Source organism: Polaromonas sp. YR568 (assembly GCF_943369415.1).
Lineage (GTDB): Bacteria > Pseudomonadota > Gammaproteobacteria > Burkholderiales > Burkholderiaceae_C > Polaromonas.
Genome location: NZ_CALRNF020000072.1, coordinates 1 through 5,489, shown reverse-complemented (window position 1 = coordinate 5,489; position 5,489 = coordinate 1). Strand labels below are relative to the sequence as shown.

Here is a 5,489-nt window from a genome sequence, read left to right as displayed (position 1 = left end):
GGATGCGCCGAGGAGCGCAGGTTCAGGCGGATCAGGGATCGCGTTGTTTGAGCGGAGTGAAACGCAGCGAGTTTAGCGAGACCCCGCCTGAACCGAGCACCGCAGGTTGCCCCGGAGCGAAGCGCAGGGGACGCAGCAACCAGGGTCGCCTTTTCTTTGGTGACTTTCTTTTGGCGAAGCAAAAGAAAGTTACTGGCCGCCGGGCCACTCCCGGCCAGCCACCCTCAGCAAAAACCACAAAAACCCGAACTCACAGCTTGAGCTGTGAAGGCAAATACTTAGCCATGAGCTCGTCGTAAAAAGGCTTCAACTCCGCCAGAACCGGCGGCCGGTCATTCTTCGAATAAAGGTCGTAGGGATTGAACCTCTGCACCCACGGCAGATGCGCCGCATCCTGGGCATCGGTCAAATGCCCATACGCCCCTCCCCTGTGCCACGCATAAAACGAGTGGTACCGGATCATGTACAGCGCCGGCAAGGGCAGGTGCGGCTTCATCAGCTGGTACAGGTACTCGTCATGCCCCCATGACATGTGCACCGCATCCAGCCCGCAACCCGGCGTGTAAATGCCGTTCTCGCTGTTGTAGCGCGCATCACTGCTGTCCGGGTTCAGGCCGAAGTACTCGGGGTAGACGATGCGGTCCGAGAAGCGGCAGCCCACCGGAAAGGTATCGCCCACCACGGCCCATTGCGGCTCGCCGAACAGGCACAGCACCTTGCCCAGGTCGTGGATAAAACCCGTCAGCACAAACCAGTCCGGGTGGCCGTCGGCGCGTATGGCTTCGGCGGTTTGCAGCAGGTGGCTGATCTGGGGCAGTTCGATGTCGGGGTCCGACTCGTCGACCAGCGTATTGAGGAACTCCAGCGCCGCCCAGGGCGTCATCTCGCGCTGCGAAAACTTCAGCCACTGCGCCTTCTTGCCCAGCACAAACTCCAGCGTCTGGTGCTGGTGGTTGTTGCGGTAGAAGGTGCGCACCCTGTCGATGCCCGGCTGCGCGTAGTCGCGGTAGGCGGCGCGTTCGGGCTCGCTGGCGAGCAACGTGGTTTGTGCAGAAGGGCTGACGGTGGCTTGCTGGGGGATTGCGGCGTTCATCTGGCTATTTTATTGAAGCCCAGATCATGATCAATCTGCAATACCGTTCGCCCTGAGCCTGTCGAAGGGCTTCGACAAGCTCAGCCCGAACGGTCTGATGTTCTGAGTTGCGAAAACATCAACAGAACGCCGGGGCTGCGCGCGGATCACGCTGCATAGACGAGCTCTCGCGAACTGTTGATGCCGGCCAGCACGTAGGGGTTGCGCACGCTGCGCGGCTCCACCAGGTCCACACCGCGCCCGAGCAACTGCTCCAGTTCAGATTTCAAGGCAAAGTAGCCGTCCAGGCCGTGCTTGGCGCCAGGTGCGACCTCCACCAGGAAATCCGCATCGCTTTGTTCCGGATCAAAGTCCGAGCCGCGCGCGGCCGAGCCAAACACTTCCAGCTTCTGGATGTGCAGGCGCCGGCAGATGCGCGAAATGTCCGCGCGCTTTTGATCGATCAGGGAGTGCATCCGGCGCAATAGTACCAGCGAGGCTTCGCATCCTGGCGGCAATTTTGGCGCCATCGTGGAAAGCTGCGCCCCTGCGCGCAAACCCGGCTGGCGGGCCGCCCAGTCGTGGGCATCGCGGGTATATTGGGGCCGGCACCCCCGCCCCGCCAGAAAGCCCTCCATGCGCCTCCGAGCTTTTTTACGCACACTCGCCGCCGGCCTGCTGCTGGCCTCCACGTTGGGTGGCGCGTCCATCGCCCAGGCCCAGCCCAAGATAGGCGTGCTCATGCTGCACGGCAAAAACCCCGGCAGCAACAACGACCCCAACATGAGCCGCCTCAAGCCCGTGCTCGAAGGCGCGGGCATGCTGGTGCTGTACCCCGACATGCCCTGGTCGCGCGGCCGTTACCTAGACGGCAACTGGGACAAGGCCATGGCCGAGATGGCCGCGCATGTGCAGACTTTGCGCAGCCAGGGCGCCACCGCCATCGTGATTGCCGGCCACAGCATGGGCGTGCCGGCCGCCATGGGCTTTGCCGCGCGCGGCGGCGACGTGCAGGCCCTGGTGCTGCTGGCGCCCGGCCATGTGCCGGCGCGCTACTACGCGTCCCAGCAGAACACCTCGGTGCACGACAGCGTCGACGAAGCCCGCAAGCTGGTCGCCGCCGGCAAGGGCGATTCGCGTGAACGCTTTTCCGACATCAACCAGGGCAAGCAGCTGCCCGTGGCCGCCACCGCGAAAGACTACCTCAGCTATTTCGACCCCACGTCCGACGCCGACATGGGCGTCACCGCGCCGCGCATCCCGGCCGGCACGCCCGTGCTCACCGTGGTCGGCGACGCCGACAACATCAGCGGCTATGCCCGCGCCTACTTTGTCGACAAGCTGCCCGCCAACCCCAAAAGCCAGTACCTCGAAGTCAAGGCCACCCACCTGAGCACACCCGTCGTCGCCAGCGAAGCCGTCGTGCAGTGGATCAAGGGCGCCGTCAACTGAACCCGAAAAAAGAAAGGGCCGCCGGCATGAACCCGCCTCTCCCCTCACGGCGCCTCGGGCTGCTGCTGGGCCTGTGCCTGGCGCTGGCCGGCCAGGCCGCCTGGCAGCCCGCTTTTGCGCAAAGCGCCGCGCCCCGCGTGGTCGACATTCCCACCCGGCCCGGCGTCACCCAGCGTTTTGTCTACCTCTTGCCGGCCTCCGGCGCGCCCAGGGCCTCCGTCATCCTCTTCGCCGGCGGCCACGGCGGCCTGCAGGTCAAGGACGGCGGCAGCTACGGCTGGGGCGGCAACAACTTCCTGGTGCGCACGCACCAGCAGTTTGCCGACGCGGGTTTTGCCGTCGCCGTCATCGACGCGCCCTCCGACAAACAGTCGCCGCCCTACCTGGGCGGCAACCGGCAAAAGCCCGAACACCGCGCCGACGTGCTGGCCGTCATCGCCTGGCTCAGGCAGCAATCACCCACCCCGGTGTGGCTGGTGGGCACCAGCCGCGGCACGCAGTCGGCCGCCTACATCGCCACCGAGGCCACGCCCGCGCAAGGCGGCCCCGACGGCCTGGTGCTGACCTCCACCATCCTGCTGGACCCGGGCGGCCGCGCCGTGCCCAAAATGCCGCTGGAAACCCTGGCCATCCCCGTGCTTGTCGTCCACCATGAACAGGACGGCTGCAAGGCCTGCCCTTTCAGCGAGATACCGGCCCTGATGGACCAGCTCGCCAAAACCCCGAAAGCCGAACTCATCAGCGTCAGCGGCGGCCAAAGCAAGGGCGACCCCTGCGAGGCCATGGCCTACCACGGCTTTAACGGCATAGAGGCCGACGTGGTGGCCAGGATCGGCGGCTGGGTGATTGCGGCGAAACCGTAAGAGCGGCCCACAAACCCCGCGCCATGCGAGAGTTTTTGCGACTTTGCAGGCCGCCGTAACCCTATGTCCCCAAACAGTTTTTCGCGATCTGCGCGGGTATTTTTGCGACTTTGTTTGCGACTTGGGATTCGCTCACCCGTGCCGCCGTCACGCCAGCCTCAGCCCTGCTCGGGCTTGTCCTGCACCTGGTCATTCGGGCTGCTGCCCACAGCCGCATGGTTCAGCGACAGGCTCACGCTGGCCCGCTTCTGCACCTTTTGCGCCGTGTCCACCGCGTCCGGGTCCGGCGCCACACCCCAGGCCATGGCGGTGGTCAGCACCACCAGTGACGGAATGGCGCGCAAATAACGCGGGCGAAACAAAAAGTCGGCAATCTTCTTCATGGTTTACCTCGGCGATGACAACGTCAACAAACAACAAGCGTTGATGCTGCGCCGCCAAGCTTAGAACCATGCGTCTGCCACGTTGCGCTATGTATCAAATTGCGCCAAGGCCCTGCCGGCGCGGGCTGTGGGGCCGCGTCTTTACTTTGTACCTGCCTTTAGGGCTGAGGCATCGAAGCCTGCTGCCCCCAAACGTTCAGCCAAAACCGTTCGGGCTGAGCTTGTCGAAGCCAGCTCCCACACCACCCGTTCGGGCTGAAGTATCGAAGCCAGTTCACGCACCACCCCGTTCGGGCTGAGCTTGTCGAAGCCTTGCGCCTCACCAACCCTTCGACAGGCTCAGGGCGAACGGGGAATCAGCCTGGCCCGTTCAATGCCCGCCGTTACCGCCACTCCCCCGGCGCGACTGCAGCTGGTTGCTGCCGCCCACATGCGACTCCCGGTCGCTGCGGCTGTTGGCCGTGCGCTGGCCTTCGTTCTTCTGCGTGGGCTTTTGCTCACCCACCTGGTTGACGTCGTTCTCCACCTTGCCGCCGTGGCCGGAGGCCTTGGGGTTCGTGGTGGAGGTGTCGTCTTGCAGGCCGGCGTCGGGGCTGGTCTGTTTGGGTGCGCTGTTGTTGCTGCTGCTGGTTTTGTTGGGCATGAAAGTGTCTCCTGGTCAGGTGGTTTGAAACATGGGTGAAGCGCTTGGCCAGGTGCTCAAGCACCCAAGCCACCATCTCACCCGCGTACTCACCATTCTGGAAACCACAGCAAGCCACCCCTGTCAGACAGCACCCCGTACCCAGGCGCGACAAGGCGAGGCATCAAAAAGCGAAATACTCAGCCCGCAGACATGTCCGAAAACTGCGCTTCGATCTTGTGCCCATCCAGGTCCCGCACAAAGCAGCCGTAATACTGCGGCCCGTACAAGGGTCGCGGGCCCGGCGCGCCGTCCCCCGTGCCGCCCAGTTCCAGCGCCTTGGCATAAAACGCATCCACCTGCGCCCTGGACGCGGCCAGGAAGCCAAAGTGCGAGCCATTGCCCACATGTGCCTTGCCCCCGTCATGCGGCACCCCCACCCAGAACTCCGGAAACGCCCGCCCAAACGCCACGGCGCCCGGGTGCTCCATCATCACCGTGACCTCCAGCGTGCCCAGCACGGCGGTGTAGAAGGCCTTGGCGCGGTCGAAGTCGTTGGTGCCCACGGAGACGTGGGACATGATGCTGGGGGGGAGATTGGGGGTGTCTGCCATGGCTTGTTCCATGTTGATTGGGAAGGAAAAGCTTAGCAACACATCGCGAGTCTGACAACTAACGCCCTTCGATGCGGCGGATTTCTATGGTCGATATGGGAGCACGGCCGAGCCACAGGAGTTTCGGGGCCGGCCCCAAGGATCAGTTGATGACCACGCCCTCCACGCGACCTTTTTCAAGGGTATCGAGAAGCACAATGCATTGCTTCTCACTCGGGATTTTTACCGGTATCCGCATCACCATACTGAGAACGCTGATCTCCTTTGGAGTAAGAAGGTGCTTAATAGAGAGCGCTTTGTACAGTAATGCCCACTGAGCCGCGGGTATCTCCAATGTTGAATTCCGCTGAAGTCTGACCCGAGTTTTCCATCGAATATTGACCCACACTCTTTGTGAGCAGAAGGTGCTCACGATGTGGATAAGTTCTTGGTTTTCTCCTTTTTGGGCTGAGTCTGTGTGGATCTGCCTCAAAGTGCGCCGCT

General features: G+C 63.3%; 8 protein-coding genes. 2 read left to right on the top strand and 6 right to left on the bottom strand.

The genetic code is table 11. The annotated features are described in order from the left end of the window. Nucleotides 1-250: 250 nt before the first annotated feature. Nucleotides 251-1,093, bottom strand: coding sequence for an inositol oxygenase family protein (locus ACLV74_RS25110; RefSeq protein WP_411882141.1), 843 nt, complete (start codon nucleotides 1,091-1,093; stop codon nucleotides 251-253). Nucleotides 1,094-1,239: 146 nt separating this feature from the next. Continuing rightward, nucleotides 1,240-1,548 (bottom strand): nucleotidyltransferase family protein, encoded by a 309-nt coding sequence (locus ACLV74_RS25105; protein WP_411882140.1) that lies wholly within the window; start codon nucleotides 1,546-1,548, stop codon nucleotides 1,240-1,242. Between the two features lie 160 nt (nucleotides 1,549-1,708). On the opposite strand from ACLV74_RS25105, the gene ACLV74_RS25100 reads away from it, so the two are divergent. Both ACLV74_RS25100 and ACLV74_RS25095 read left to right on the top strand, forming a co-directional pair. Beyond that, nucleotides 1,709-2,524, top strand: coding sequence for an alpha/beta hydrolase (locus ACLV74_RS25100; RefSeq protein WP_411882139.1), 816 nt, complete (start codon nucleotides 1,709-1,711; stop codon nucleotides 2,522-2,524). 26 nt (nucleotides 2,525-2,550) lie between these two features. Beyond that, on the top strand, nucleotides 2,551-3,387 hold the full coding sequence (locus ACLV74_RS25095; RefSeq protein ID WP_411882138.1) for an alpha/beta hydrolase: 837 nt from the start codon (nucleotides 2,551-2,553) through the stop codon (nucleotides 3,385-3,387). 158 nt (nucleotides 3,388-3,545) lie between these two features. Here ACLV74_RS25095 and ACLV74_RS25090 read toward each other — a convergent pair whose 3' ends face one another. The 4 genes from ACLV74_RS25090 to ACLV74_RS25075 all read right to left on the bottom strand — a co-directional run. Then, nucleotides 3,546-3,770 carry a hypothetical protein gene (locus ACLV74_RS25090; protein WP_411882137.1) on the bottom strand — a complete coding sequence of 75 codons (225 nt, stop codon included), beginning with the start codon at nucleotides 3,768-3,770 and terminating at the stop codon, nucleotides 3,546-3,548. A 370-nt stretch (nucleotides 3,771-4,140) separates the two neighbouring features. Further along, entirely contained in the window at nucleotides 4,141-4,413 is a 273-nt protein-coding gene (locus ACLV74_RS25085) for a hypothetical protein (protein ID WP_411882136.1), read from the bottom strand. Between the two features lie 179 nt (nucleotides 4,414-4,592). Beyond that, nucleotides 4,593-5,006 carry a VOC family protein gene (locus ACLV74_RS25080; protein ID WP_411882135.1) on the bottom strand — a complete coding sequence of 138 codons (414 nt, stop codon included), beginning with the start codon at nucleotides 5,004-5,006 and terminating at the stop codon, nucleotides 4,593-4,595. A 142-nt stretch (nucleotides 5,007-5,148) separates the two neighbouring features. Next, a partial coding sequence (locus ACLV74_RS25075; RefSeq protein ID WP_411882134.1) for a hypothetical protein occupies nucleotides 5,149-5,489 on the bottom strand: 341 nt, incomplete at its 5' end.

What these genes read in the sequence shown, in the direction of transcription:
- ACLV74_RS25110 (WP_411882141.1), bottom strand. Translation starts at nt 1,093, where the DNA reads ATGAACGCCGCAATCCCCCAGCAAGCCACCGTCAGCCCTTCTGCACAA.
- ACLV74_RS25080 (WP_411882135.1), bottom strand. Translation starts at nt 5,006, where the DNA reads ATGGCAGACACCCCCAATCTCCCCCCCAGCATCATGTCCCACGTCTCC.
- ACLV74_RS25085 (WP_411882136.1), bottom strand. Translation starts at nt 4,413, where the DNA reads ATGCCCAACAAAACCAGCAGCAGCAACAACAGCGCACCCAAACAGACC.
- ACLV74_RS25100 (WP_411882139.1), top strand. Translation starts at nt 1,709, where the DNA reads ATGCGCCTCCGAGCTTTTTTACGCACACTCGCCGCCGGCCTGCTGCTG.
- ACLV74_RS25090 (WP_411882137.1), bottom strand. Translation starts at nt 3,770, where the DNA reads ATGAAGAAGATTGCCGACTTTTTGTTTCGCCCGCGTTATTTGCGCGCC.
- ACLV74_RS25105 (WP_411882140.1), bottom strand. Translation starts at nt 1,548, where the DNA reads ATGCACTCCCTGATCGATCAAAAGCGCGCGGACATTTCGCGCATCTGC.
- ACLV74_RS25095 (WP_411882138.1), top strand. Translation starts at nt 2,551, where the DNA reads ATGAACCCGCCTCTCCCCTCACGGCGCCTCGGGCTGCTGCTGGGCCTG.